Annotated in this window: 25 protein-coding genes and 1 pseudogene; 11 read left to right on the top strand and 15 right to left on the bottom strand. The window is 47.8% G+C overall.

Translation table 11 applies throughout. The features are described 5' to 3' along the window. Positions 1 to 63 precede the first annotated feature (63 nt). The 7 genes from Psch_RS05530 to Psch_RS05500 all read right to left on the bottom strand — a co-directional run bounded on the left by Psch_RS05530 (position 64) and on the right by Psch_RS05500 (position 7,096). Positions 64 to 528, bottom strand: coding sequence for a YkgJ family cysteine cluster protein (locus tag Psch_RS05530; RefSeq protein WP_190239424.1), 465 nt, complete (start codon positions 526 to 528; stop codon positions 64 to 66). A gap of 367 nt (positions 529 to 895) precedes the next feature. Continuing rightward, on the bottom strand, positions 896 to 2,161 hold the full coding sequence (locus Psch_RS05525; protein ID WP_190239423.1) for a hypothetical protein: 1,266 nt from the start codon (positions 2,159 to 2,161) through the stop codon (positions 896 to 898). 165 nt (positions 2,162 to 2,326) lie between these two features. Next, the gene (locus tag Psch_RS05520) at positions 2,327 to 2,872 is read right to left on the bottom strand and encodes an NADH peroxidase (RefSeq protein WP_190239422.1); all 546 of its coding nucleotides are present in this window, start codon (positions 2,870 to 2,872) and stop codon (positions 2,327 to 2,329) included. Positions 2,873 to 2,949: 77 nt separating this feature from the next. Then, positions 2,950 to 4,200, bottom strand: coding sequence for an NAD(P)/FAD-dependent oxidoreductase (locus tag Psch_RS05515; protein ID WP_190239421.1), 1,251 nt, complete (start codon positions 4,198 to 4,200; stop codon positions 2,950 to 2,952). Positions 4,201 to 4,203: 3 nt separating this feature from the next. After that, entirely contained in the window at positions 4,204 to 4,692 is a 489-nt protein-coding gene (locus Psch_RS05510) for a 4Fe-4S dicluster domain-containing protein (protein ID WP_190239420.1), read from the bottom strand. A 13-nt stretch (positions 4,693 to 4,705) separates the two neighbouring features. Then, a complete protein-coding gene (gene cooS, locus Psch_RS05505; protein ID WP_190240236.1) occupies positions 4,706 to 6,565 on the bottom strand; it encodes an anaerobic carbon-monoxide dehydrogenase catalytic subunit in 1,860 nt (619 codons plus the stop codon). Positions 6,566 to 6,682: 117 nt separating this feature from the next. Next, positions 6,683 to 7,096 (bottom strand): RrF2 family transcriptional regulator, encoded by a 414-nt coding sequence (locus Psch_RS05500; protein WP_190239419.1) that lies wholly within the window; start codon positions 7,094 to 7,096, stop codon positions 6,683 to 6,685. 706 nt (positions 7,097 to 7,802) lie between these two features. Here Psch_RS05500 and Psch_RS05495 point away from each other — a divergent pair. The 3 genes from Psch_RS05495 (at position 7,803) to Psch_RS05485 (ending at position 9,432) form a co-directional block, all read left to right on the top strand. Then, positions 7,803 to 8,078 (top strand): TIGR04076 family protein, encoded by a 276-nt coding sequence (locus Psch_RS05495; RefSeq protein WP_190239418.1) that lies wholly within the window; start codon positions 7,803 to 7,805, stop codon positions 8,076 to 8,078. Between the two features lie 319 nt (positions 8,079 to 8,397). Further along, complete coding sequence (locus Psch_RS05490) at positions 8,398 to 8,637, top strand: FmdB family zinc ribbon protein (RefSeq protein WP_190239417.1); 240 nt, start codon at positions 8,398 to 8,400, stop codon at positions 8,635 to 8,637. A gap of 63 nt (positions 8,638 to 8,700) precedes the next feature. Continuing rightward, positions 8,701 to 9,432, top strand: a complete 732-nt coding sequence (locus Psch_RS05485) for a M48 family metallopeptidase (RefSeq protein WP_243123956.1) — start codon at positions 8,701 to 8,703, stop codon at positions 9,430 to 9,432. An 8-nt stretch (positions 9,433 to 9,440) separates the two neighbouring features. Here Psch_RS05485 and Psch_RS05480 read toward each other — a convergent pair whose 3' ends face one another. After that, positions 9,441 to 9,770: a DUF5658 family protein gene (locus tag Psch_RS05480; RefSeq protein ID WP_190239416.1), complete on the bottom strand. Its 330-nt coding sequence runs from the start codon at positions 9,768 to 9,770 to the stop codon at positions 9,441 to 9,443. Positions 9,771 to 10,191: 421 nt separating this feature from the next. Between Psch_RS05480 and Psch_RS05475 the strand changes: the two genes are divergently transcribed. From Psch_RS05475 to spoVT, 6 genes are all read left to right on the top strand, one after another. Beyond that, positions 10,192 to 11,793 (top strand): sensor histidine kinase, encoded by a 1,602-nt coding sequence (locus Psch_RS05475; RefSeq protein ID WP_190239415.1) that lies wholly within the window; start codon positions 10,192 to 10,194, stop codon positions 11,791 to 11,793. A gap of 3 nt (positions 11,794 to 11,796) precedes the next feature. After that, positions 11,797 to 12,492, top strand: coding sequence for a response regulator transcription factor (locus Psch_RS05470; RefSeq protein WP_190239414.1), 696 nt, complete (start codon positions 11,797 to 11,799; stop codon positions 12,490 to 12,492). 90 nt (positions 12,493 to 12,582) lie between these two features. Next, positions 12,583 to 13,182, top strand: a complete 600-nt coding sequence (locus Psch_RS05465) for a superoxide dismutase (RefSeq protein WP_190239413.1) — start codon at positions 12,583 to 12,585, stop codon at positions 13,180 to 13,182. Between the two features lie 18 nt (positions 13,183 to 13,200). Continuing rightward, on the top strand, positions 13,201 to 13,800 hold the full coding sequence (locus Psch_RS05460) for a superoxide dismutase (RefSeq protein ID WP_190239412.1): 600 nt from the start codon (positions 13,201 to 13,203) through the stop codon (positions 13,798 to 13,800). Between the two features lie 227 nt (positions 13,801 to 14,027). Next, entirely contained in the window at positions 14,028 to 14,225 is a 198-nt protein-coding gene (locus Psch_RS05455) for a cold-shock protein (RefSeq protein WP_134217774.1), read from the top strand. A 564-nt stretch (positions 14,226 to 14,789) separates the two neighbouring features. Further along, positions 14,790 to 15,326 carry a stage V sporulation protein T gene (spoVT, locus tag Psch_RS05450; RefSeq protein ID WP_190239411.1) on the top strand — a complete coding sequence of 179 codons (537 nt, stop codon included), beginning with the start codon at positions 14,790 to 14,792 and terminating at the stop codon, positions 15,324 to 15,326. Between the two features lie 32 nt (positions 15,327 to 15,358). Here the strand turns inward: spoVT and rnk are convergent, their stop codons facing one another. The 4 genes from rnk to Psch_RS05430 all read right to left on the bottom strand — a co-directional run bounded on the left by rnk (position 15,359) and on the right by Psch_RS05430 (position 20,929). Then, on the bottom strand, positions 15,359 to 15,772 hold the full coding sequence (rnk, locus tag Psch_RS05445) for a nucleoside diphosphate kinase regulator (protein ID WP_134217772.1): 414 nt from the start codon (positions 15,770 to 15,772) through the stop codon (positions 15,359 to 15,361). Between the two features lie 247 nt (positions 15,773 to 16,019). Continuing rightward, positions 16,020 to 17,387 (bottom strand): alpha/beta fold hydrolase, encoded by a 1,368-nt coding sequence (locus Psch_RS05440; protein ID WP_190239410.1) that lies wholly within the window; start codon positions 17,385 to 17,387, stop codon positions 16,020 to 16,022. Between the two features lie 269 nt (positions 17,388 to 17,656). After that, positions 17,657 to 19,297 (bottom strand): ribosomal protection-like ABC-F family protein, encoded by a 1,641-nt coding sequence (abc-f, locus tag Psch_RS05435; RefSeq protein WP_190239409.1) that lies wholly within the window; start codon positions 19,295 to 19,297, stop codon positions 17,657 to 17,659. Positions 19,298 to 19,627: 330 nt separating this feature from the next. Further along, on the bottom strand, positions 19,628 to 20,929 hold the full coding sequence (locus Psch_RS05430; protein WP_190239408.1) for a S8 family peptidase: 1,302 nt from the start codon (positions 20,927 to 20,929) through the stop codon (positions 19,628 to 19,630). A gap of 134 nt (positions 20,930 to 21,063) precedes the next feature. Here Psch_RS05430 and Psch_RS21610 point away from each other — a divergent pair, with 134 nt between their 5' ends. Next, the gene (locus Psch_RS21610; protein WP_190239407.1) at positions 21,064 to 21,165 is read left to right on the top strand and encodes a DUF255 domain-containing protein; all 102 of its coding nucleotides are present in this window, start codon (positions 21,064 to 21,066) and stop codon (positions 21,163 to 21,165) included. 12 nt (positions 21,166 to 21,177) lie between these two features. Here the strand turns inward: Psch_RS21610 and Psch_RS05420 are convergent, their stop codons facing one another. The 3 genes and pseudogenes from Psch_RS05420 to Psch_RS21065 all read right to left on the bottom strand — a co-directional run bounded on the left by Psch_RS05420 (position 21,178) and on the right by Psch_RS21065 (position 23,417). Beyond that, positions 21,178 to 22,521, bottom strand: a complete 1,344-nt coding sequence (locus Psch_RS05420) for a hemolysin family protein (protein WP_190239406.1) — start codon at positions 22,519 to 22,521, stop codon at positions 21,178 to 21,180. 374 nt (positions 22,522 to 22,895) lie between these two features. Continuing rightward, positions 22,896 to 23,102 (bottom strand): annotated as a pseudogene (locus Psch_RS21070) (GNAT family N-acetyltransferase); the annotation flags it as partial. Positions 23,103 to 23,114: 12 nt separating this feature from the next. Next, positions 23,115 to 23,417 (bottom strand): hypothetical protein, encoded by a 303-nt coding sequence (locus Psch_RS21065; RefSeq protein WP_243123954.1) that lies wholly within the window; start codon positions 23,415 to 23,417, stop codon positions 23,115 to 23,117. Positions 23,418 to 23,596: 179 nt separating this feature from the next. Between Psch_RS21065 and Psch_RS05410 the strand changes: the two genes are divergently transcribed. Next, the gene (locus tag Psch_RS05410) at positions 23,597 to 25,669 is read left to right on the top strand and encodes a thioredoxin domain-containing protein (RefSeq protein WP_190239405.1); all 2,073 of its coding nucleotides are present in this window, start codon (positions 23,597 to 23,599) and stop codon (positions 25,667 to 25,669) included. Positions 25,670 to 25,700: the final 31 nt, after the last annotated feature.

Below are 25,700 nucleotides of genomic sequence, written 5' to 3'. Positions count from 1 at the left end.
AGGGGTGCTTTTTATGTCCCTAAGGAAGGTATGAAGCGCTCAGGGAGTTTTCATGGTTTTGGTTTACACACTTTGTGGTTCCATGGTCAGTTTATGATAGTTCTCAATTAGCTGATCCAGCTTTTCAATCAGGGGAAGCTCTTCCCGCCTGCTGTAGCTTTTGGCTGCGCCCTGGTAGACACACTCTTTCAGAAGGTCGCGTCCCTGGTGGTGGTAAGGACCGTAGATACGGCAGTGATAGGGGCGGGCAGGATAGACGGAGCAGAGCAACCCCTCCTGAAAAGGACAGTGGCCGGTTGTATCGCCCCAGATGCTGATAATAGAATTACTGGCAAACTTCTCAAAGAGCTTGAACAATCTGTCGTTTTTTACGTACCGCCTGATATTTTCCGTTTCCGGGGGGTACACCCGCAGCGATGTTGTCCTCAGGCAGCATGCGCCGCATAGTCCGCAATCTTTGTTCGAAGGCTGCAAAAACTCGTCAAGCTCCCGGTAAAAGGACGCAAGATCTTTGAGCAGAGCATCCATCCTAAGCACCCCCAACCTCGTCAGTATATTCCTGGCTTTTATTATAGCAGATGGGCTGTTGGAAATTTGCCGAAATGCGTTGAGCCATGAAAAGGTCGTAGGGCGTAGGGCGTAAGGCGTAGAATATGGACGTGAGGCGTGGGACGTGGGACGTGAGGCGTGGGACGTGGGACGTGGGACGTGGGACGTGAGGCGTGGGACGTGGGACGTGGGACGTGGGACGTGGGACGTGAGACGTGGGATGTGAGACGGTGTTGTGAAAAATGCGAAAGTGGAAAGCAGGATAAAAGAGCACGTGAGACATGCGAAAAAGACCCCATAGAAATGCAGGATATACTCACGTCCCACGTCTCACATCTCACGTCCATTAGTGTACCACATCACCATCGCCGGGCCTTTTGCTTAAATCCTGCTCAAGCTGATCAAGCAAACCTACCAAAAGATCATTGGCTGCGTTCTTGATTTCGCCTGATTGGTAGGCTGCCGGTTGGCGCCGGCCGTCCGGTTTGGTAATAATTTCACCGGTTTCAGGGCGGAGAAAAGTAGGTTTTGTCGGCCATGCGAGCGGTTCAACAGGAGTTAAACCGGTCACGGGTTTGACCATAACTCCCTGCATAGCTTGAAACGACATATCAGGTGTATTCCGGGCCAGGTCTATTGGATTAAAAAGATCACGGGATGTTTTGCAGGTAAAGATACAGGATTCTCCCTCTCCGATCAGGCCGTTAAATCCCACTATATGGATTTGCCTGTCAGGAATAGATGTGAATATTCTATGGACAGCGCTCAGGGCTATCTGCAGCAAGGTCGACTCATAATAATGCTCGAAGCTGTCCTGGTCCATTTCTACCGGCAAAATGCCGTTTTCTTCCCCGTGGTATTCATACCGCACTATCCGGGGCATCTCAAGAGGCCCGGGCAGGATGCCGCTGATTACGATAAGCTTTTCCGTTCCGTGGTAATGGGCGTCAAAATCCACCTCAATTTCATCCGGCAGTTCGAGACCGGCCAAAGCTATGCGCGCCAGGCTTGCCACGGCGTATGGTTGTACTTTTTCCACATCCAGCTGTAGTTGGTCCACGGAGCGGTTAAATTTTGACTGTTCATTTATAAAGGCTGCCCGCTGCGCCTCATAACTGGTCTGTGCAGATTCTTTTTTGGCGTTATAATCCCGCATTTGTTCCTCGAAAGCAACTCTTGCCGCCTCCTCCAGAGCCAGCCGTTTTTTTCTGGCGGAGGGGAATATAAGTTCACTAAAAAAACTTTTACGGGGGATGCGCATTTCCCTGACCACCTGCTCGTAGCGGGGCGGGTGTTCTTTGAAAACGAAAGGTGGTAATAGCTGGTCATGATAAAAAGAAGCCCAATCAAGTTTACTGGCCGAACAAAGGTTGATTTTTAGTATACTGTCACAAGCTTTGATGGCATTCCCGGCCTGCCGGGTGTCAAGCTCTGCCAGTTCCTTTAAAGATTCAAAGCGTTCCCGCTCTTTATGGAGCTTTTCCTGCCTGGCCCATTTGGCCAGCTGGGATTCCGCTTTTATCCTTGTTTCCAAAGGCGAGCCGCCTTTAATTATCCTCTGTACACCAAGATATTTATTGGTAATTGTCCTATCATAAACCTTTTGATCCAACAAACAGCATCTCCTTTCAGTTCCAATGTATCATAAAATGTTTAGTTTGGACATATTATTTCCTTTTTCTCACGTCTTCGCCAGACTGTGATTGAAAATATTCACATGGTTTATATAATGATAAGAACGAAGAAGGGGCGACCTTTGTCGCCCCTAAACCGGGTTTTACGCTTGAGGAAAATATCTTTTCAATAGCCCGTGGAAAGCCATGCAATGTCTCGCTTCATCTTTGCAAGCTTCATGAATGGCATCGTGAACAGCGTCCTGACCTTCCTTTTTGGAACGGACGGCAATGTCTTTTTTCCCCCTGTTGGCGCCGGCTTCGCCGTCCACCAGCCTTTTTAAGTTTTCCTCCGTTTTTTCACTTAAAACTTCACCCAGTAGTTCAGCAAAGCGTGCCGCGTGGTGAGCTTCTTCCCAGGCAATACGCTTCATGGTTTCAGCTATCTCAGTATAGCCTTCCCGTTCGGCCTGGCGGGCCATGGCGATATACATGCCTACCTCCATGCACTCTCCTTTGAACTGCATATCCAAATCGCTTTCAAAACCGGAGCCTTTGGCCGCGCCGATCTTATTCCAGTCCACCAGGTCCGGACCGGAGGTGGTCAGTTGCTCGAATTTTTCCTTCGGAGCTCCGCAATTTGGACATTTTTCAGGGGATGCTTCTCCTTCGTAAACATAACCGCAAACAGTGCAACGCCATTTTTTCATATTGTTAGACCTCCTTTTTTTAAATACTTCTTGACATTACTTGGCTGAAATTTATATACTTACAAATTTCGGCTCTTTTATAAAACAAACTCACCGTTTTCCCGCTGGTTGAAAAAGTATGCGTAATTCAAATCAAATAATTTCCCGGGAGCTACTCCAACGGGTGTGTTTTTACGTATTAGAGCCCCGGTCACCCCTGCCCTTGATATATCGCCCTGCAGGATGGCTCCCCGCAGGCAGCCGTCCTTGAATATATACTTTTTATAGCTGCCGGGACTCTCCATGATATAGGTCGTATAGCTGGTATCGGGCGCCTCGGGAAAGCCAAAGGAAACGGTGTTTAGTCCATAAAATTCCATTGAGTTTTTAAAGGCGAAATTATTTACTATTTTCCGGCGCCCTCCGGCCATGTTTGTTCCCGCAACCTGCCCCTGCAGCACCGCCAGAGGCCAGATAGGAGTGGGCGCAACTTTGCCGGTGAAGACTTCCAAAGACTCGCAGACATCACCGGCGGCATAAATGTCCGGGTATGATGTCTCCTGGTATTCGTTTACTTTGATTCCCCTGCCCACCTCAACAGGTGTGCCCTCCAAAAAGTCAATGTTGGGCCTGACGCCGGTGGCGGCTACTACCAGGCCGCAAGGTATCACCCGGCCGCTTTTTAGCTGTACACCGGTAACATTTTGCCGATCATCCAATATTATCCGGTTCATCATTTCCCCGGTAATGATTTCAATGCCCCGGTTACGGAATAATGCTTCATAGCTGGCTGCCGCCCTTTGGTCCAACTGCAGAGGCAAAATATGGCCGGCTATCTCCACTATAACTACCGCCAAACCTTTCTCATTTAAGGACACGGCTGCGTCCACACCAACCAGACCGCCACCCATAATGACAGCCTGACGGCAGTTTCCGGCAGCCCTGGTAATATCCCATACGTCCTCAAGGTTGCGCAGGCCGTAGACCTGCCGCCCCCGGTTGATATTCTCCACCGGAGGTAGATAAGAGGACGATCCGGTGGCAATCAGGAGTTTGTCGTAAAAAAACTTGTCACCGTTGTCTGCAGCTACACCTTTCTCCTCCGGTAAAAGTTTTACAGCTTTAACCCCGCCAGCCCAACGGACGCCATTTCTCCTCAGAAAGTCCTCAGGTACAAAGCGAGCTGCTGCGGCGTCCCTCCGGCCGGCCAGTACATCCGGCAACAGGCATCTGGAGTAAATATGTCTGTCACCGGACAGTACCGTTATGTCGCCCCAGGGATCGTTTTGGCGGATGGCGCCGGCAGCGCTAAGCCCGGTTGCGCTGGCGCCCAAAATCAAATATCTCACTTTTTACTCACCCCTTGCCAGGTTGGGATACTTTCCATCTATGTTCGACGAAGGTACCTCAATTAATGTAATCGCTCCCGTGAGACAGGCTTCAACGCAGCGTGGTTTATCCCGACCGGCGCAAAAGTCGCATTTGACGGAAACCTTGTTTTCTCTAGCATCCGGGAAGATCATGCCAAAGGGGCAGGACATTACGCACATCCAGCAGCCGGCGCATTGTTCCGGATTATGGGCGACTATACCGGTTGCGGGGTCTTTGTAAAGCGCCCCCGACATACAGGAGTTGACACACTCCGGTTCATCGCAGTGCCGGCAAGACAGAGGCACGGGCTGCCCTTCGTTATTCAGTTCAACAAAATTGCGCGGCCGGCTGCCCTGATCGGAAAGGTTAACCAGCCAGACCGAACGGGACGGGCTGTGTTCGGCCAGGCAGGTCACCTGACAATTCTTGCATCCGGCGCACAGCTCCGGCTTAATGAATATCCTCAGCATTTTTTCTCACCTCTTACAGGCCCAAGCCCGATCTTTTGGCATTTATCACCGCTTCCAACTGGTTGACTGTTGAAATAATATCTCCGTCGACGATCACGCGGCCGCCGGTTAATTGTTCAAGGTCGCCGGTCAGCACCTTGGTGACCATTTCACTGCCGGTAATAAAGGGAGGGATGGCCAGATGCAAGGTAAGTCCCAGGGCCAGGCCGAAGGCGCCGTCCGCCAGGGCTTGTTCTTCCAGCCACTGAGGCGCCGAGAGAACCAGCGGCAACTGCGGCAGGTCCACACCCAGTTCGGCCGCGATGTCTGCCGCTGTTTCCTCCAGGCGGCCGATGGCCAGGCAGGGGCCAAAATTGAGCACAGGGGGTATTCCCAATTGCAGGCAGACTTCTTTTAAGTTTACCCCGGCTTGTTCCGCTGCTGATGGGGACATTAAACCTACATTCTCCAGGGCTCCGCTGGTGCAGCCGGCCGAGAGCACGATAATGTCGCGTTTGATTAATTCTCTGGTCATTCCCACGGTGAAAACATCGTGCCCGCCGGCGGTCAGGTTGGAACAGCCCACTACAGCAGCAATGCCCTTAATTTTGCCTGCGGCAATCAGTTCTATAAGGGGTTTGTAACTGCCGCCCAGGAAGCTCTTCAGGGTTTTTTCACTAAAACCGGTAAGCACATCCCCGTAACCGTGAGCAGGTACGGTGATGGTTACATGTTTACGCCTGGCCGTAAAACTCTCAGCGCCCACCTGTATAATTATCCCGGCGATGCTGTGGCGATCCTTTATATCAAAGGTTAGGTATCCAGCATTTTTCTTCTTGGCCACATCGTCCAGGCAAAATTGCGGTACCTGCATTTGCTCGCAAATTGTTTCAATCCCCGGCAGGGTACAGTTGAATTCAGATACCAACAGATCTATGGCGCCGGTGGCTACCAGCGCCTCGCTGGTAAAGTTGTTGCCGGTATGGCCCGCAAATACATCTGCACAGTGCGCTCCCCGCAGTTGCATATCCTGCCCGACGCACGTAGATCCGACAATCTTGTAGCCTTTTGCCCCACAGGCTTTGGCTTTTGTGTCGGCTTCGGGAGACAGTAAGGCATCCTGCAGTATGCCCACCAGGGACTGCTGGTGTCCGGTAACCATGATGTTGATATAATCCGGGTCTACCACTCCGAAGCCTGCCCTGGCCGTCCTGATTTCCGGTTCTCCCCAGATCATGTCGTTAATCCGGTTGGTCATAGCCAGTCCGTACAAGCCGGTGGCAATGCCAAGGCGCAGGACGTGGAGCAGCATGTCGAGAGGATCACTGGATAAATTGGTGCTGCTCTTGACTATAGCGTCAAATACTTCAGACTTGGCGCCGCCTGGCAGGATGCCCAGCTCCTGCCACTTATCGTAGCGCGGACCGTAGGCTAATTTCTTTACCAATTGCATTTTTTCACTGCGAGGGCGGTATAAATCTGCCAGTACCAGGTCAGCCAGATTTGCTGCCTTTTGTTTTTCATCAGTACCGGCAACCCCAAGGCGTTCAGCCATTTCGAGCAGAAGGGCGGCTCCTTTCAGAGGCAGGTCGGTGTTGCCCCTGCCAATCTCCCGCAAATTTACGGCCGCGTTTTCAACGATGTGCAAGTAGCAGGCAGCTCCTGCCGCCACAGCCCGCAGAAAGTTCCTGGCCACCATGGTGTCCGGTGAAGCGCCGCAGACGCCCCGGGGCGAAGTGGGAGTAATCCGGCAGGGACCGTTGGCACAAAGCCTGCAGCACACCCCCTGCATGCCGAAGCCGCATTTAACGGCCTGGTCGGGCACACGGTTAAAGGATGTCTCCAAGTCACTTTTTAATGTCAGGAAGTCGTAAAGGATTTTGTCAGCGGACATACAGATGGACAATTTTAATTTCCCTCCTTTTAATGAAGTGAACTCATTTGGTATACATTTGGGTAAAAATAATTGTATACCAAAATGGTACACTATTGCTTTTCATAAAAGGGTGAATCATTTCACCCGCTCCCGGAGCATTTGGAAATTGTAGCGGCTAAGGTGCTCCGTTATGGACTTTTGGAGCTCAAAAAGAGCCTCGTGCACAGGACAGTGCTCGCTGAAACGCTTGCTACATTCTTCCGGGGCGTAGAGACAACGGTTAATAGCTATGGGACCTTCAATGGCTTCAACTACGTCCAGCAAGGTTATTTTTGATGGATGCCTGGCCAGGGCATAGCCTCCGTTGACACCCCGGTGGGAGTCGACGATCCCGTCTTTAGTCAGAAGACGCAAGATTTTTAACAAAAAACGGATAGGTATATTTTCTTCTTCGGCTATTAGCTTTGCTTCTACCACCTGCCCGTAAGGCACCCCCGAAAGGTACAGGATTGCCCGCATAGCGTAGTCTGTCGCCTGATTTAGTCTCATACTCTACCTTATCTAAGAGTTATTGTGGACTTAATTGGTATAGTTTATGGTTACAATTTACACCAAGTACCTGGAGATGTCAAGGAATTTTTTATGGTTTTTTCTGCAGGCTTCATAATAATTAATCCAGGTGAAAAAAAGGTTAATTTGTGATAAGATAATTCAAAAATATAAGGTCCCCCGGCGTCAGGCGCCTTTAGAGACCTTTGGCTATAGTATGAACTGTTTCGGTTTGATTTATACATCCTTCGGAAAAAAACATTAGACCCGCGCTACGGCGCTTGCGTACGTTCCATAGCGCGCAGACTTACATAAAAGATTGAATAGCGCAGCGAACCGACGGTTGTCTGTAACCCGCGGGGGTTATGATATTATAGTAAAATATTACTTTTTCTCCCCTTGTTCTTATTGGGGTCGTAAATTTCAAATTTTCCCGAAAAGGTTTGGAGATTGTATTCAACCAGGGGAGCGTTTTTGTTAAGACGCTCCATCCGCTCAAGGCGCGCCTTGGACAGAGCGTTACCGTATTCATTTCTTTTTCGGTCAACGTGACATCTGTGTTTGCTCATATAAATATTATGTTCAGGCCAGTTCAGTTAATGCATCATTTCTAAAAGCAATTTCCTTGTTGCGGCAGGAATGAGTCTACCGGCAAGAGAATTTAACGGACGTAAAATAATGCTTTAACCTGGCGGGAGGGCTCAAAATGTATAAGTTCAAGGTTATCGCCACAATTGTGGAAATTCGTGGAGAGGGAAGCTGTTCTTACGGTCATAAGGTGGGGGAGAGTTTTGAATTTACCCAGTTTACCCCCGGAGGACTGTGCCAGTTTGCTTATGATTCACTTCGCTCAGCCGTGGCTGCGCTCCTGTACGGAGGCAATTTCCCGTGGAGCGAGGATAGTGAATGCACCACCTGGGCCTGCCCCGATCCTGACCGTCCGGTAATTTTTGAACTGCGCAGGGTCCCTGTTGCAGAATAACTTCCATACGAATGGTACGGTACCATCAGAAAAATGAATACCATTTTTATTCATAAGTTGTCCAGTCTTTATGTGGTGCGGTTTCAATCGCACTTGCACTGCGGAGCAGTTTAAGGGACTTCTACAGGGACTTTTCTGCATTTTTATGGGGTCATGAGCGAATGAATTCGCACCTACATTTTCAGGGTGGTTCCCAACAGTCTGGCGTGGGACCGCATATGGTGAAACTTCGCAATAGGTATTTTTTTTTAGCGTGAAGGATTCAAACAAAAAACGCAGAAAATATGTTAGGTTTTTAAATCTATTACGGAGGTAAAGTATGCCTATCTTTGAGTACAAATGCAGCGACTGTAAAAAAATATTTGAAATTATCCACCTGCCGGGCAAGGACAGTGAGTTGAAATGCGCGGCGTGTGGCAGTACCAATTTGAAAAAGCTAATCTCGGCTCCTTTTTTACCCAGTGCGGTGGGTAAGCCGGCCAATGATGAACTTAAGTCCTGCTGCGGCGCTGCCAATCCTCAAGAGTGCCCGGGTCCTGGTTCCTGCTGCAGCCAGTAAGAAGCCCGGAAATTAGCGTCCCGTCCTGTATAGTCAGCGCGCCGCCAGAGTCAGGGAGTTGTTATGTCTTCATCTCGGGAAATGAGGGATTCAATTATTCTTGACGGCTGTATAGTTCCTTATACTGTAAGGATAAGCAGCCGGGCCAGGCGCCTGCTCCTGCAGGTGCGCCTGGATTCCTGCGCTCTTGAGGTAGTGGCTCCCGAAGCTTTTAACCTGGCTGAATTAAAAGATATTCTAACGGGAAAGAAATCCTGGATCCTTCAAAAGCTGGAGGCTGCGGCTCGTCTGACTGCCGCGAGGCAGGCCAACCAGTCTCAAGGCCGCATTGTTTTTTACCGGGGCAGGCAGTACCTGGTTGAGACCCGTGTAGAGACTGGCTCTACCGGCGCGGTAGAAGTGGAGGAGGCCAGGCTGGTAGTGGTGCTTCCGCCTGGATTGGAGGGGAACGCCTCCGCAGTACTGGAGCGGTGGCTGCGCCAAATGGCCCGGCTTTTGATTAACCAGAGAATACGGGTAATGAATGAAAAGTTAAAACTGTCCTTTAACCGGGTGTTTATCAAGGGACAAAAAACCCGCTGGGGCAGCTGTTCACAGCAAAAAAACCTGAATTTTAACTGGCGGTTGGTGATGGCCCCCCTGCCGGTTCTGGATTATATTGTCGCACATGAACTGGCCCACCTGGTGGAGATGAACCATTCCAAAAAGTTTTGGGCGTTGGTTGAACAAATCTACCCCGGCTACAGAGTACACCGGGCCTGGCTGAAAAAAAACGGCAGACTGCTGACGCTGTAAAAATTAGTTTAGCCACAGCCTGAAAGGTTAACGTACCAGACGGTATGTACAATTCTGTAAATAACCGTGCCGTGGTATGCTATAACCAGGCCGTATACCACAACCAGGACACCCAGGCACTTTTCGATGAAGGCCGGTTCAAATCTGGTTAAGAAGCGCAATGCCAGGAGCGCTGCAAGGATCCAGAGCAGCCTTAACGGCAGCGATGTACTCACGGGCAGGCTCATCAGGCCTATCAGTAAGGGGTTTAATTCATGAGCCAATGCTGTACCGAGCTCCCAGCAGGTAAATAAATGATCCATGGTGCAAAACAGCAGTACCAGCAGATAAGAAAGCATGTATATCACCTTCAGGGTAAAGAGAATTTTTTATCTTCATAACAACATTTTCGACTATATCCCAAGGTATAATGCGGTATATAGAACTACCCTGAAATGTAGGTGCGAATTCATTCGCACAAAAGTTACTTTAGATCCCAAGTTCGGCGCCGCTCGCCGTGTGGGATTGAAATCGCGCCTACATCGCTGGTGTTTTCATAATACACGCCGCCGCGATAGCGGCGTGTGTAACTATCTTGAAAAAAACTGGAGCGCCTGTGCCTCAGATGAGTTAACGGCGCTTTTCTTATTGTCACGCCAGAGGTTTCAGTTTTTTAAAGGTATCTTGTCATTTTGAGCGAATTTCATTGATAAGTTCGTGATTGAAAGATCATGGACGGTACCTGGTAAGAGATTATCCAAAAAGAGAGGACTACTCCAATTGTTTACTGCCGGTTTAGTAAAGGAACGTGTTCTAACAGACAAAAGCTTTCTGCCCAAGCTGGCCTTGTCGGTCTTGTTCTTCCTTTTCCTTACTTTTTTGGCGGGAAGGTTTTATGTGGTTGTTAATAAAGATGTTTACCCCGGTGTCCATATGGTGATGGAGTTTGTGGGTATCATCGTGGCCGTCTGTTCTTCCCTCATGAGCTGGTACGATTATAAGTACAAGCATGAATTAAGAATGCTGATATTGTGCCTCACCTTTGGCGGGGTAGCTCTTATTGAATTTGCCCACGCTGTATCTTACCTGGGTATGCCCGCTTTTATTACGCCAAACTCAGTTAACAAGGCATCTACCTACTGGATAATATTTAACCTGTTACTCAGCTCTGGATTGGTTGCGGCAATTTTTTGCGGCAGTAAGGTAAAGAAGGTGGGACAGGTTACTTTACTGTTGACCTCTTTTAGTCTGGCTACTTTGGTACTGATTGTGGCGGTAGCCTTGTTCCTGCCGATTCTCCCCCCCATGTATAATCCAGTTGCCGGCAGTCAGACCCAGATCAAGGTGATCTTAGAATATGTTGTGATTTTTTTACTGCTGCTGGCCGCGGCAAAGCTGCTTCAAAAGAAGCAAGTAGCCAAACAGGATTATTACCTGTGTCTCGCCCTCGTCCTCGGGGCACTTAGTGAGGTGGCCTTTACCTTTTACAGCAACGCGTATGACGTATATAACCTGCTGGGACATGTATTTAAAGTGTTTTCCTATGCTTTTATTTTCAAGGCTCTTTCGGATGAAGCCGTAGGCATGCTTTATGAGACCAACAGCAAGCTGGCTGAACAAAGAGAACTGCTGGCGCACGCCAACCGGCAACTGCAGGAACAGGACCGTCTCAAAGATGAATTTCTCGCCAATACCAACCATGAGTTGCGTACGCCCCTGTCTGCCATTATTGCCTTTACAGAACTATTGATGGACCCGGCTGCCGGCGAGTTGAATGATTTACAGAAGGATTACCTGAATGAAATCAACGACAGCGGCAAGGAACTGCTGGTCAGGATTAACGGCTTTCTGGACCTTTCCAAAATCGCGGCCGGTAAGACCGTGGTATATAAAGAAGAGTTTTTAGTAGCTGAGTTAATCGAGGACATTGTGCGCCGTATGGCTCCGCTGTTTCAAAATAAAGGTGTAGTCCTCGAGACAATCCCCTGCCCCGGGGGTATTAAGGTCTTGGCGGACAAAGACAAGGCCGGACAGGTCTTAACCAACCTTATGTCCAATGCCCTCAAATTTACGGCGCCGAACGGGATCGTTATTGTTGAGGCAGGTCTGGAAGAAGCGACTGACTCCGTCAACATATCGGTCAAGGATTCCGGCATCGGCATAGACGAGCGGGATCTGGAAAAAATATTCAACCCTTTCTATCAGGTTGACGGCGCCGCCTCAAGGAACTTCGGCGGAACCGGTATCGGCCTGACTCTGGCCAAGAAGCTTGTTGAGTTAAACGGAGGGAATATAACAGTATCCAGCAGGCGTTCGCAGGGTAGCGTTTTCACCTTTACACTGCCTGTGGCTGGACGGGAAATTCTGGGGGAGGTGTTTTGATCAATGCCACGTATACTGGCGGTTGACGATGACCCGAAAATACAGAAGATCTTGCAGCATACACTTAGCAAGGAAGGGTTTGAAGTGATTTTGGCCGCTAGCGGTGAAGAGGCGCTGCAAAAAGCGCGGCGCCAGCCACCCGAACTGGTGGTTTTGGATATCATGATGCCGGGCATGGATGGTTTCGAAACCTTCCAGAAGCTAAAGGCGCAGTATCATGATATGCCGGTGATTATATTGTCGGCCCGGAGCGATGAGGTCGATAAGGTAGTCGGGTTCCGGATGGGCGTCGATGACTACCAGACCAAGCCGTTCAGCCCGACCGAACTGGCCCTGCGCATTAAAGCTGTTTTGCGAAGGCTTGGTGAACCGGCTAAACAGCAAAGACAGGTCCTGAAATATGATGGCCTTATCCTGGATTACAGCAAGCGCATAGTAACGCAAAACAACCTTAAGATTGAACTGACCCCCAAGGAGTTCGAAGTCTTGTGGTTAATGGCTTCCAACCCCAACAAGGTATTCACCAAGGCTAATCTCCTGGATCAGGTTTGGGACAGCGCTTTTTATGGGGATGATAATACTGTAACCGTCCATATCAGGAGGCTGAGGGAAAAGCTGGAGAAAGATCCGTCAAACCCCTGCTATATCAAAACTGTCTGGGGCATTGGGTACAAATTTGAGAGTGAAGAGTGTACGTAGAAGACCTAATATTAATAAATTATTAATATTTTTGTAATTCAGTTGTAAGCTGCTTAAAATATTATGGAAGTATAAAAAGGGGGGTGGCTAATGAGGTTTGGCGGCAATACAAATGACCCTCCTAAATTTTCAAAAGAGCAACTGGAAGAACATAACAGGCTTTATCCTGAGGTGCACGCGGCCAAACTCAAGGAAATTGAGGCCCGGCTAATCAGGGCCGATACTACCTGTGTGGACCCCACCTACTGCCCGCTTCGTTCTTTGAAAAAGGAACAAGCTTATGCGTTGAATTCAGTCAGGCTGCATGATTTGTATTTCGGCAATATTGGTAATGAGGATTCCCAACCGTCAGCAGAGGTAATGTCATTGCTTGAACGGGATTTTGGTTCAAAGCAGGAATGGGAAAAACAATTTGCCGGGCTGGCCAGGTGTTCAAGGGGTTGGGTGGTCCTTGGTTTTGATCTGAAAGACGGTGTCCTGAGGAATTTCTTTGCAGATGACCATTCCGAAGGTGTATGGTCCGTTTTGCCCCTGCTGGTCCTGGACGTCTATGAGCACGCCTACTGCAAAGTTTTTTCGACACGAGATGACTATGTTGACAGCTTTTTGAAATTGGTCCGGTGGGAGGCTGTGAACCGCAGGCTCAAAGCGGTGAAGGAATTCTATCAAAGCATTGCCGCGATATTATAACAAGGAGGCTTATTATGAATGGCAAAGCATGAACTACCGGCGCTCCCTTATGACTACAACGCTCTTGAGCCTTACTACGATGAACAGACTGTGCGTCTGCACCATGACGCTCACCACAAGGCCTATGTAGACGGCCTCAACAATGCTGAAGCCAAACTGGCGGAAGCCAGGGATAAGAGTGATTTTTCCCTCATCAAGCACTGGGAAAGGGAACTGGCTTTCCATGGATCGGGCCACCTCCTGCACACGCTCTTTTGGAATAACATGAAGCCAAACGGGGGTGGTCCGGCGACCGGAAAAGCGGCTGAGTTGATTGAGCAGCATTTTGGGAGCTTTGAAACGTTCAAAAAGCAGTTTTCGGCAGCGGCCGTTGCTGTTGAGGGTTCAGGCTGGGTGGTATTGTGCTATAATCCGGCTTTTAAGGAACTGAGCATCTTAACAGCAGAAAAGCATCAGAACCTGACCCAGTGGGGCGTGGCGCCTTTGCTGACAATAGACGTTTGGGAACATGCTTACTACCTGAAATACCAGAACAAAAGGGCCGCCTGGGTTGAGGCCTGGTGGAATTTGATTAACTGGGACGATGTAAACAGAAGAATTGAGGCAATGCTTGCTTGAATTGTTAAATATAGGGGATAGAGGTCTTATAGCGCTTAGTGACTTCTATCCCATTAATGTTTGTTGTAAAAATTTTGAGCCGGCTGAATAATAAAGGAGATTTCGGGTTATAATGGTAAAGATTTAACAAGATAAATGTAAAATTTTATCTTTGCATTTTGACGGCCATGGTGTATACTTGGGTTGTTGGCCTCAAAAGAGGTAAATTTAGGAGGTAAGGTAAAAGCATGATTGGTAAGGTTAAATGGTTTAATCCGGACAAGGGCTTTGGGTTTATTGAAACTGAAGAGGGCAGGGATGTATTTGTACATTTCTCCTCCATTCAAACTGAAGGTTTCAAAACCCTTGACGAAGGTCAAAGCGTGGAGTTCGACATTGTCCAAGGCAACCGTGGCCCTCAGGCCTCAAATGTTGTTAAATTATAGTATAAAAGGTTTCTTTTATATATAATTGAAACACAGCAAAAGCAGCCGTTTTCCAAACGGCTGCTTTTGCTTGTATACGACCGGCATGGGTGTCATCTATAAGGTGAAAGTCCCGAACGGGCTGGCGAGCGCCTACGTTAACCAAAGGCAAGGGGGAAGTTGTTTTTACAGTGCTACCACAAATTGGAAAATCTTTTATTAATATAAATTCCATTTTCGCGAAAACTAATAACGGAACCGGGGTAATTGCCAAGAAAAGCATAGGGGGTGTTAATCAACTTCAGTCCCTTGACTTCGATAAAACCTTCCATTCCGCGCCAAAATTGCACAGTCTGTGACCGTGCATAATGGCAAATGAAGGTATGAAAAGTTGCTTCTTTCAGGCGGTAGCATTTTGCAGCCCAGGCATTTTATGCAGATGTGGACGTAATTAATGGAGTTCATAAGCTTTACTGCAGAGAATGGGAGATTTGTTGGCAAATACCCTAAATAAGATTGTTTTCCTATCCTGATTAATTTAAGGTATGTCTGCGTATAATACAGTGAAAGGGGGTGACAGAGAAGATGAAGGCAACAGGAATCGTTCGCCGTATTGACGATTTAGGCCGGGTAGTGATACCGAAGGAAATCAGGCGGACAATGAGGATCAGGGAAGGAGATCCCCTCGAAATATTTACCGATAGAGAAGGGGAGGTTATCTTAAAGAAGTACTCGCCGATAGGTGAATTGGGTGAATTTGCCACAGAATATGCCGATTCACTAAATGAATCACTAGGCCAGATATCATGTATTGCTGATAAGGATACCATCATAGCTGTCGCAGGGGCGCCTAAAAAGCAGTTGATGAATAAACAGGTTAGCCCGGATGTCGAAAAAGTAATGACTGAAAGAAAGATGGTAGTATTTAATGAACCTTGTTTTCTAACTGCTGATGAGGACATTAGTTACAGTTCCGCAGTGGTAGCGCCGATTATTACCGAAGGTGATCCAGTGGGCGCGGTAATTATCGCTGCCAAAGAACCAGGGGTAGCGCTGGGGAACCTGGAAACCAAGCTGGCTGAAACGGCAGCCGGGTTTCTGGCCAAGCAAATGGAATCATAAGAAAAGGAAAAGCCCCGTAAATGGGGCTTTTTCTACAAATCAAAATCACCGGCTGCCTCCGGCTGGTAAATGATCTTTTCTACTTCCAGCCTAACCCGGCCATCAGGAACTTCCCATTCAATGACATCTCCCTCACGGAAGCCGAGAATTGCCGTCCCTACAGGCGCCAGTATAGAAATCTTGTTTTCCAGCAGGTTGGCGTCAGAGGGGTAAACCAGCGTATAAATCATTTTTTCAGCGGAGTCTAAGTCTTTCAACGATACCTTTGAATTCATGGTAATCACATTATGAGGAATTTTTTCGGAAGCTACCACATGTGCCCGTTTTAGTTCCCGCTCAAGGTTTTTGAGGTATTCTTTGCTGCCTGCATTAAACTCTTTTGCTTCATTTATGAGTTTCTGTAATCTTTCTTGATCTATTGCTGTTATAAATATTTGCCTGGGCATTGCAAAACCACCTTTCCATGAACTTCTCCTGATAAAAAAACAGCAAAAACATACGGCGATTACGTTATTTAATAACCGCCGTCATAATATTGAATTTTGTGATGCCAGACCAAAGCTCTTAACCTATTACCAGTATTATATATATTATTTAAATTTAAGTAAAGCTATAAGCTTCTACAACCGCGATAATGAAAATCAGCGCCGATATGGCGCTGATTGATATTGTTGTGCAGCTTCCCTCACGTGTTTATCGGAGCTCAAGCCAGTTGTAGATCGGCTCCCAAACCAGCTCTTCAGCGTTATCCGCCCAAATTAAGTCGGCGTGCCCGTAGTCCAGCGCTTTGGCCTCTGCCGGCAGCAAGGTGACTACTTGTACTGTTACATCACTGCTTCCCAGCAGGGTGGTGGTATAGACTCCGTATTCTCCCATACCTCCAGCCGCACCCACGTAAAGCACAGGAAGCTTGATGTCGGCCAGGTGATCGTCATAGGGCACGTCAACAGCGCCACTAATGATGGCCTCTCCGTCGATAATCTCCCCCATACTTTGGAAACTGGGACTGGCAAGGGCGATTCCTAAAATCTTGTCCATTTGCTCTACATACTGGAGTCCATCCGGGAAGCCGTTCTCGTCAAATGTACCAGCAAGGTAGTGGTAGAAAGGGGTGATAGGCTGAAGGGGCTGGTAGGTGGCATAGGTTGCAGTTAATACAGACAGGGCAGCCTGTTTGTTGGTAAACCCCGGAATTATTGGGGATATTCCATCGGGATCGGAAGCAGTCAACCAGGCCAGGCCCTTGAGATTCTGCCCGTCACTGTTCACGTAGGTTCCGGAGTCGTACAGGGATTTATAGGCCTGGTAACGTTCCAGGGCTGCCTGGGCCAGTTGACTGTCTGCCGGAGAAAACTTGTAGACCATGTCCATGGGGATAATCCCTTTGAGGTCGCGGGCAGGTTCCGGTAGTTGTGATTCCCTATTGGCATAGGCGTATAAGAACTGGGCGCCCCGGCTATGACCGAGCATGAAAATTTTCCCATGACCGCTTCCGGTCAGTGCTCTGACAGCTCTGGCAAACTTCACGGCTAGCTTGATGTCCTTAATGTGCCTTGATGTATCCCATTTTTTCATAAATGAGAAGTCGGTTGCAGTATCGGGGACAAATGTCCACCGCAGGTCGATTCCCCAGACGTCAACGCCCTTTTGCGCTAAAAAGGCGCTCAGGGAGTCCGAAGCCGGCTGACCCGGTATTGTTCCGAAGGCAGTGTTAAAATTACAGGAATCACCATGTATCATCATGACTGCTTTTTCCGCCGCAATGGGGACCCAAGGGGATTCTTCCTTTACGATCCTGTGAATGCCGATCTTATCATATTGACCTTTCCCAACTTTAATAACCATAGTGTACTCGTAGATATTGTCGTTGATCTGTTTCCTGGTGACGGTAGCCAGGCTGCTGCTGTTGTCTGCTTCCTTCGCAGCCGAGCCGATTGCCTGGGTCATGACATCGACTGCAGGTGTTTTGCTGTCCGTTGTTTTAGCCTGCGCTGTAACCAGGCCAAGGGCTAGAGTCAGGATGAAAACAAGTACCATGCTCATGACAGTTTTTCTTAACATACCCATACCTCCTTTTTATGGTTAATTTCGGCGGAAAATTTGCAGTTCCTCTCATTAATGTAATATTTCATAAGACAAATTAATATAAAAATTGACTTATTAATATAAATATTGACTTATTAATTGTTGACCCATGTGATAGCAAAAACATACGGCGATTATATTAATTAATAACCGCCGTCTTAGTACTTGATTTATGATACCAGACAGTATTTTTGGCTCCGTTACCGGTATCTTTTTTGGGGAATTTCAAGTAGGTCGATAAGCTTCTATAACCCACTTTTTCTCAATCGTTTTAACTCTTTAAGTATTATTTCATACTCGGTGTTCAGAATTTCGACATCTTCCTGTTTTGAGACGCACAAACGCCCGACCACTTCATTTAGACGGTTTTCCAGTTGCATGATCCGTTCTTGTTCAGGTTTTTGCTGGTTTTTTGACTCCATATACTGCAGGTAATCGCTGTAATTCCCCGCATACTGGAGGGCCTTTCCCTTTTGCAGGACGATGACCTGGTCGGCAATTTCGTCGATAAACTTCCGGTCATGAGATACGAACAAGATGGCGCCCATGTATTCTTTCATTACCTTTTCCAATGCTTCCAGAGAATAGATGTCCAGGTAATTGGTTGGCTCATCCAGCACAATAATGTTATACCCGCTGACAAAGATTTTGGCCAGCGCTGCCTTTACTCTTTCCCCCCCGCTCAACACTTTGACCTTTTTATGGACATATTCATCCTTAAACAGTAATTGCGCCAGCATCAACCGAACATCGCGCTGAGTGAAAACACTATCTTTGATTACATTCTCAAGAATCGTTTTCTCTTCATCCAGAATGCCAAGATCCTGGCGGAAATAGCCTATACGCGCATTTTGCGCCAAGGTGATCCCTTTTTCTCCCGCCGCAATCATTTTGAGCAGAGTAGTTTTCCCGCTGCCGTTGTCCCCGACCAGAGCGACTTTTCTTCCGGCAGGCACCTCAAAACAGATTTTATCAAACAGCAGCTTATTACCAAAAGATTTGCTGACTTCCTGCCCAGTGATGACTGAGCGGCAGTACAGCCGGCCTTGTTCCTGCAAGTACATATTAACCTCAACAGGTTTCGCCGGTTTTTCTTTTTTCTCCAACTGCCCGATTCTCTTTTCTATGGCCGCTGCCGCTCTATCCACCTTGGCCATTTTTTGGCCTGTCTTGCGCCTGTGGAGCCGGGCTTCCGAGTTGCCCATGCGGGATGGTGTTTTTTTCATCGCCACAGATTTTTGCTTAATCTCTATGATGGCTGCGGTCAGCCGGTGCTTCTCCCTGACATACTGTTCGTAATCAAACCGGCGCCTCTCGATTTCAGCCTCCTTCTGCCGCTTGTAATCACTGTAGTTGCCGGCGTATTCGGTCACTTTTCCACTTTCGATTTCCAGTATTTTGGCGCACAGCGCATCCATCAGGGACCGGTCGTGGGAAACTATCACCAGTGCTCCCTCGAACTTTTTTAGCTGTTCTTCCAGCAGCCGGATCCCGTCCAGGTCAAGGTTGCAGGTGGGTTCGTCTGCAAACAGGATTGAACAGGGGGCACTGAATCCCCGGGCAATTTTTAAACGGGTCTTTTCTCCACCGCTCATAGTTTCCCATTCGCTATCAGGAACGCGAAACTTTTTACCCATCATCCGGTCCAAAGCACGGTCAGGGGGATCATCCAATTGGGTGATATAGGCGTGTCCGCCGTAACGCCGTACTGTCCCCTCCCCGGGAAACTCATTACCGGTTAAAACATTTAAGAGCGTCGTTTTCCCGCAGCCATTGATGCCGACAACACCAATCCGGTCGTTTTGGTAAATTTTTAAACTATCGATACTGAAAACCAGACGGTCTCCATATTGTTTTTTGATATTGTTCGCCTCTAATAGAAGCATAAAAAAACCTCCCTTTTCTCCAGAGAGGATGGTCTGTGCATAATGAATAATATGCTTTGATAAAAGCAAAAAAATAGACATATATTCGCCTCAAGGGCATACCAATCCTGCTGGAGAAGCATTCACAAATGAATGTGATTGTCTTAAAGTAACAGCAGGATTAGAAGCGCATCAAAGTTCTCCTTTGTAAAATGAAATTTTGTCCTCAAAAAAATTCTACCCGTCTCATCTGGAAAAGTCAACAGCCCTGTAGTTTCCCGGCTCCAATAAAACGAAAAATGAAGTCGCACCTACATCTTTGGTATCGGCCAACTGGATATTTGATACGCATCAAACTTCAGCCATTATACCGGTTGCCCTTATGGCGTCTATAACCCCCGCCCCCTGAATATTAGGATCAAGACCGGCAAGTGTTTTTGAAGTTTCTATAAGTCGTTTTTTAACCTGGTCCGGGGTTAGTGAGCCGTCAGACTGCAGCATTTGGGCAACCACCCCGGAGCATACCGGTGTTGCCATTGATGTTCCGGAAAGCGCTAAATACCGGGTGGCAATCCTGGATTCTTTACTCTGTTTATCAATTTTTGAGCAGGGTGAACGTAAGGAAATAATATTAACCCCGGGAGCTAACAAATCAGGTTTTATCAGTCCGTCAATGGTAGGTCCCCTGCTGGAAAACTCAGCCACCTGGTCATCATTCAGAGCTACTGTATTTTTGTCATCCACTGCGCCAACTGTAATCACATGGGGAGAAATGCCGGGTGAACTGATGGTTGTTGACTGTGGTCCTTCGTTTCCCGCCGCAACACAAACCACGATCCCGTTTGACCAAGCCTTGTCTACAGCCTGGCAGACCGGGTCGTCGGTATAAGACTCTGTAGCCGTGCTTCCCAGTGATATGTTGAGTATCCTGATGCCCAAGTTTTCTTTGTTGTCGATACACCACTGGATACCTTCAATAACGGTGGATAGTAGACCCGAACCCATCTTATCCAGGACCTTTATCCCTACCAGGCTGGCTTCGGAAGCAGGCCCCCGGTATAGAAAAGAGGATTGACTCCCGTTGGAGCCTATATCTCCGGCGACATGAGTGCCATGCCCGTTGTCATCGTAAGGTTTCTTTTTTTGTTTAATAAAATCTTTAAACCCCACAATTCGCCCGGATAAATCGGGATGCTCATAAATTCCCGTGTCCAACACCGCTACTACAATTCCCTTGCCTGTAATATCGTGTTCCCACAATGGCGCGGACTGGACCGCTGGAGAAGCCACGTCAAGCACAGTCCTAACCTCACGGTCATACCAAATTTTCTTAACAAGTTTGTTTTGCGCCAATAATTCCAGTTGCCTTGAGCTTACTCTGGTGGAAAATGCATTTATTAGCGATAGGGTCCGTTGAACAGTGCAGTTCGCGGAATTTGCCAGATCCGTAAAAGAGCACGACTCCGATCTGCTTTCCGCTACCTGAACAATAACCGGTATTTTACGCCAAAGCTGTTTTAGGTATTTGAATGGTTTTTGCAAAAAGCAGGGTACCCTTTTAAGCGGGCGATACCACTCCAAAGCAGCCTTTTTCACTTGCGGGCAAAGCTTGCCGGCGCCTGCGCGAAGCCAATTAACTTCATGGAAGATCACTAAAGTTCCCTCCAGTGTATGGCAATATCTGCAGAAGGGTTTGATATACCATGATATAGTTTGTAATCCAAAAAGTTGACACTGTTTAACTAATCGGCTAATTTTTTTATGGAGATTTATTAGGTTGGATACAGGTGGACTGGTATCCTTGGGGGGAAGAGGCGTTTAACAAAGCCAAAGAGGAAAACAGGCCGGTGTTTTTTGCGGGAATCCTAATCATAAAAACTCCGGGCTAAAGCCCGGAGTTTTTATGATGCGGTAAGTTTGTCCTCACACAGGTTTTTGTTTAATATATTTAAACGAATGAGGTGAATGCGTAGGCCCCGCATTTCGGCTATCTCCAAATGGTGCTCCGGCAGTTCCACCACATCACCTACCCGGGGACGCTTGCCCAGTTTTCCAAAAACAAAGCCCCCCAGGGTATCGTATTCTTCCTCTTCATCCACCTTTAAGCAGAACATTTCTGATGCCTCCTCCAGAAGCATCCGGCCGTCCACAATAAATGTGCCTTCCTTTTCCGTTGTCACCTGGGGAGATTCCTGGTCAAACTCGTCTTGAATTTCTCCAACCAGTTCTTCTAGTACATTCTCCATTGTAATAATACCGCTGGTACCGCCGTACTCATCTACAACCAGCGCCATATGCTGGTGATTTTGTTGAAATTCCCTGAGCATGCGATCCAGAGGAAGACCCTCGGGCACCATCATGATATTGCGTTCCACCTGGTCAATAGTGGACCCGGCTGGCAGTTTAAACAGGTCCTTAATGTGTACCAGCCCCACCACATGGTCACTGTCCCCGTCTATCAGTGGGAAGCGGGTGTGCTCTGTCTTACGGGCAATTTCCAGGTTTTCCTCCAGGGGCTTTCTCTTGTCCAGAAAAACAACTTCTGGACGAGGTAACATAACCTCCCTGGCTACCCGTTTTTCAAACTCAAATACATTCTGGAGCAAACGCCATTCATTCTTGTCTAAATGCCCGCCTTTATAACTTTCGGATACTAGCATCTGTAGTTCCTCTTCACTGTGGCTTTCCTCGTGCTCACTGGCCGGTTGAATCCCCAGCAGCCGCAAAATTCGGTTGGCTGTACCGTTAAATACAACAATCCCAGGGTAAAAGGGATAAAAAAACATCCGCATGAGACCGGCCAACCACAGGGTGATATTTTCTGCTCGCTGAATTGCCAGCGACTTGGGCACCAATTCACCAAATACCACATGTAAAAAAGTGACCAGTATAAAGGCAACTATAAAGGAGATGGAATGCACTGCCGTCGGCGCTGTCACCCCTATGGCATGCAGCAGGGGTTCCAAAAGTTTTGCTGCCACCGGTTCGCCCAGCCAGCCCAAGCCCAGGCTGGACAGGGTAATACCCAGTTGACAAACTGAAAGATAAGCATCAATGTTTTCGACACAAATCCTGGCACTTTTGGCACGCGGGTTCCCTTCCGCCACCAGTTGGGCCAACCGGGTGGGCCTTACCTTAACAAATGAAAATTCTGCTGCCACAAAGAGGCCGTTCAAAAAGACCAGAAATAGTGCCAGTAAGATTTTCAGCGCCAAAAATAGACTGAATGACGTGTCGTCACCCATAATGATGGGACCACTCTCCTTTATTATTAAATACCAGAGCGGGAGTACCCCACTATAGTCAATATTTATTCTAGCAAATTAACGAATATTAATAAAACTAAAATAAAGCTGCTATTCAACCACCACAGAGGTTATGTCATTGTATTTCAAGCTTTACCAACGAAGAGAGTTGTTTTTCTTTAACATGCTATGACTGTCTGGCTGTATGGCTTACTTATCATAAAATAATTAATCTATACTCCGAAGTATCCAGCATGCCCCTGAAGATGACTTACGGCAGTACGTAAAATATTACTTCAACGAAGAATTAGTAATGAGATTGTAAATTACCCAAAATGATTACGTTTCAAATGAATGTTGCGAGACATAAGTAGTTAAATTTTAAAATCTTTACGCATAATAAAATCTGTTTGTTCTTCTTCTCCCATAAAAAAGGAATGTTGGCCGATTACATAAAATCCATTCTTCTTATAAAACAAAATAGCTTTATCGTTTTTTTCCCAGACGCCAAGCCATATGTATGATTTTTTTCGTATACTTGCCATGTCAATTGCCTTATACAATAAAATGCTTCCGAAGCCTCTACCTTGAAATTATTTTGTCACATATATTCTTTCAATTTCTATGGATTGTGGGTCATTGATATCAGTCTGTGCTGCGTATTCATTCAATTTAAAGTAACCTGCCAATTCTTCATCGGCATATAGAAAATAAAATAATGAACTGCTGTTTAACAGTTCATCACGTAGTTTATTAATATCAAAAGCCTTTTCCAGATAGGCTTTCATGTTAGATGGCGTATTCATATGTCTAAAGGTTTCATTATATGTTTTGTAAGAAAATTCACGAAGTATATGAATATCATCTAACGTACATTCTCTGATAGTATGTTTCATTTATTTGCGTTCCTCCCAATTTTTTGCAGAATAAATTACGCAATATAAAACCAATGTTCATTTACATCAGTTCATTATACAATATTTAACACATAGTATAAAGAATATGATGGATAATAATTGAAAATAATTTATAAAGGAATTATGGATAATTTAAGTTAACAAGGAGGTGACGCCCGATGACGACGAATAACAAGCCCAATAGATTGGCACAGGAGAAGTCGCCGTATCTGTTGCAGCACGCCTACAATCCGGTGGACTGGTATCCGTGGGGTGAGGAGGCCTTTGAAAAAGCGAGAACAGAAGATAAATTGATATTTCTCAGTATCGGCTATTCTACCTGTCACTGGTGCCATGTAATGGAAAGAGAGTCCTTTGAGGACGAAGAGGTCGCTGAGATCCTTAACAAGGAGTATGTTGCAATAAAAGTGGACCGGGAGGAGCGGCCGGATATTGACCATATCTATATGACGGTCTGCCAGGCCATGACCGGGCATGGAGGGTGGCCGCTGACGGTATTGATGACCCCTGAGAAGAAGCCTTTTTTTGCGGGGACCTATTTCCCCAAAAAGGCAGGCCGGGGGATGCCGGGGCTGGTGGATATTCTGACCCGGGTAGCTGAAAGCTGGGAGCAGCAGCGGGATAGGGTGATCAAAGCCGGGGAAGAGGTGGTTGGCGCGATTCAGCCACGCTTTGACGCTGTCCCGGAAGGCGAGGTCGGCGCGGATGTCCTGGACAGGGCTTTTAAGATACTGCGGGGTATATTTGACCGGCAGTACGGCGGCTTTGGCCGGGCGCCGAAGTTTCCCACGCCGCATACCCTCACCTTCCTTCTGCGCTACTGGAAGAGGAGCGGGGAGAAACAGGCCCTTTCCATGGTTGAAAAGACGCTGGAGTCCATGTACCGGGGGGGGATCTACGACCATATCGGTTATGGTTTCTCACGTTATGCGACAGACGAAAAGTGGCTGGTCCCGCATTTTGAAAAGATGCTCTACGATAATGCGCTGCTGGCCATAGCTTATACTGAGACCTACCAGGTGACAGGCAAGGAGCTTTACGCCGGGCTGGCCAAACAGATATTTACTTACGTCCTCAGGGATATGACCTCACCGGAAGGCGGGTTTTATTCTGCCGAGGACGCCGATTCCGAAGGGGAAGAAGGTAAGTTCTACGTCTGGAACCCTGAGGAAATCACGGCAGTGCTGGGTGACCAGGACGGGAAAGCTTTCTGCCGGCTTTATAACATTACCCTGGGTGGGAATTTTGAGGGCCGCAGTATTCCCAACCTTATCCTGGAAACTCCTGAAAAATTTGCGGTAGAATTAAAAATGGAGAAAGGGGAGTTCACATCCTACGTCGAAAATCTTCGCAGCAAGTTGTTTGAGGCCAGGGAGAGAAGGGTACACCCATATAAGGACGACAAAATACTGACTTCATGGAACGGGCTGATGATTGCCGCGCTGGCCAGGGGCGGCGCCGCGCTCGGGGAGCCCCTTTATACGCGCGCGGCGGTCCGTGCTGTTGATTTCATTTACAGGGAGTTGAGAAGGAGCGACGGCAGGCTTTTAGCCAGGTATCGTGACGGTGAGCCGGCCTTTCCCGCTTACCTGGACGACTATGCCTTTCTGATTTGGGGGTTGATGGAACTTTATGAAACGACCTTCGAAGCAGGCTATTTAAGGAAGGGAGTTGAATTGACCCGGGATACTCTCAAACTTTTTTGGGATGGTGAAAGCGGTGGATTCTTTTTCTACGGTGAAGATGCCGAGCAACTCATTGCCCGTTCCAAGGAACTTTACGACGGGGCAATCCCGTCAGGAAACTCGGTCATGTTGTTGAACCTGCTTCGCCTGGCGCGGCTGACAGGTGATGAAGAGCTGGCGGAAATAGCCGGGAAACAAATTAGTACTTTCGCCGGAGAAGTTGAGAAACACCCGCCGGGTTATACTTCATTTCTCCAGGGGGTGGATTTTTACCTGGGCCCAACGCGGGAAGTGGTTATTGCCGGGAGGCAGGATTCAGCCGATACAAAAGCGATGCTGAGCGCCGTCCATACCCAATACAACCCGCGGACTGTGATCGTTTTTCACCCGGAAGATGGGGCTGGTAAAGAAATAGAAGAACTGGCTCCTTTCGTGCGGGAACAGCGGCTCGCAGATGATAGGGCCACGGCATATGTCTGTCAAAATTACGCCTGCCAGTCCCCTGTTAATGATGTTGAGGCTTTTGTGGAGATTTTGAAAGGATGACAGGAATGAAACGTACGGCTTGGAAAAAGGA

The organism is Pelotomaculum schinkii, assembly GCF_004369205.1.
Classification (GTDB): domain Bacteria; phylum Bacillota; class Desulfotomaculia; order Desulfotomaculales; family Pelotomaculaceae; genus Pelotomaculum_C; species Pelotomaculum_C schinkii.
This window is presented reverse-complemented; position numbering and strand designations above follow the sequence as displayed.